The following is a 217-nucleotide window of genomic DNA, read 5'->3' on the forward strand; positions in this document are numbered from 1 at the left end:
CTCATCGAGACGGAATTACTTAAGCTCTCACTCATTGAGACTGAGTTACTGAGGCTTTCACTCATGGAAACGGAGTTACTTAAACTTTCGCTCATCGATACAGAGTTGCTTAAGCTCTCGCTCATTGATACCGAGTTGCTTAAGCTTTCGCTCATCGATACCGAGTTGCTGAGACTTTCGCTCATTGATACCGAGTTACTCATGCTTTCGCTCATCG

1 pseudogene is annotated in these 217 nt (G+C 44.7%); it reads left to right on the forward strand.

Annotation, left to right across the window (positions count from 1 at the left end):
• Nucleotides 1-217, forward strand: a pseudogene (locus LMB56_RS10575) (hypothetical protein); the annotation flags it as partial.

Origin of the sequence: Limosilactobacillus reuteri (assembly GCF_020785355.1) — a bacterium.
GTDB lineage: Bacteria > Bacillota > Bacilli > Lactobacillales > Lactobacillaceae > Limosilactobacillus > Limosilactobacillus reuteri_I.